The organism is Thiohalocapsa halophila, from assembly GCF_016583825.1.
Classification (GTDB): Bacteria; Pseudomonadota; Gammaproteobacteria; order Chromatiales; family Chromatiaceae; genus Thiohalocapsa; species Thiohalocapsa halophila.
Map to the genome: position 1 here is coordinate 1 of NZ_NRRV01000180.1, position 1,461 is coordinate 1,461.

Annotated in this window: 1 protein-coding gene; it reads left to right on the forward strand. The window is 65.5% G+C overall.

Annotated features, from left to right (window positions below):
- Positions 1–388: 388 nt before the first annotated feature.
- On the forward strand, positions 389–1,461 hold a 1,073-nt coding region (locus CKO31_RS25840), incomplete at its 3' end, for an MFS transporter (protein ID WP_200243721.1).

The window sequence follows — 1,461 nt, forward strand, 5'->3', positions numbered from 1 at the left end:
CGCTTTATGGTGGCGTTTGCTCGTCGCGTTACTGGTCTCGCACGGCCAGCGAGGCACCGACATCTTGAGACCACCATTCGCTTGTTTGTCGCGGCCCTGCTGCCATACCGCGCTCCGATCTTGGCTTCTGCCTGCCAGGCTCCGCTTCCAACGGTCTCCGCGGTATGTTGGGTCTCGGTCGGCGAACCCGACCTGCAACGGCGGCGCCCACCCTCCGGCACAACAGATACCTGGCACTGGGACAAGCGACCGGGATCAGCGTAGGCTCAGCCGGAGGACGCGGTGACGTACCGAGCGCCTCGCTTCCGAGGCAGTATCCTCCTCCGCGCCCGGATGCCGGGCCTCGCGTAGCGACGATGTATCCCCCGAATCCCTCGACAGATCCCTGATGCCGATCGCTAACGAGGACACCGAGCCCCGCACCCTCGCCGTCTGGCCCTTGGCTGTCGCCCAGACCCTGAGCTGGGCGAGTATCTACTACATCTTCCCGGCACTCCTCCCGGAGTGGGAGCGCGAGCTCGGATGGAGCCGCGCCTTTCTCGGCAGCACCTTCACCGGGACCTTGCTGGTGAGTGCAACCTCCGCCCTATTGATCGGATTGCTGATCGATCGCGGTCACAGTAAGGCAGTCATGGTCGGATCGGCCCTGCTGGGCGCGTCTTGCCTGCTCGGGCTGAGTACGGCGCAACAACCTTGGCAGTTCGCGGCCTGGTGGCTGCTCTTAGGCCTGGCGCAGGCAGGGGCCCTCTACGAAGCTTGTTTCGCGGTCATCACGCGCGCCCTGGGGGCCACGGCCAAGCGGGCAATCACGTTGGTCACCCTCGTCGGGGGCTTTGCCGGAACGCTCAGCTTTCCCACCGCCCATGCACTGGCGGCAACGCTCGGCTGGCGCTTGACCCTTGTGTGTTTCGCCGGAGTCATGGTGATATCCGCGACCATCACCGCGGTTGCGCTGGCGCGGGTCGGCTCCGAACCGGTGCACGCATTGGTGACGGCTCCGGACAAAGCCGCGCTCGCCCGACACATGCAGCGGCCTGTGTTCTGGCTGCTGGCACTGGCCGCGATCACGATCAGCCTTAATCACGCGACCATCCTCACCCATCTCCTGCCGCTGTTGGCCGATCGCGGACTCGGAGGAAGCACAGCAATCCTCGCGGCAGCGATGATCGGACCGATGCAGATCACCGGCCGTTTGGCCATGATGGCCGCGGGTGATCGCAGCTCGTCGATGGCGGTTTCGATCGCCAGCTTCGTGGCCATGGTCCTGGCCAGCCTTGCGCTCCTCGGCACCGCGCTGCAGTTCGAGCTTGTGGTGGTATTCGTCTTGTTGCAGGGCGCCGGCTACGGTGTCACGAGCATCACCCGCCCCGTGATCATCGGCGAGTGCTTCGGGCATCGGAACTACGGCGCCATCGCGGGTGCCTTGGCCTTTCCACTCACAACCGCCGCTGCGCTTGCACC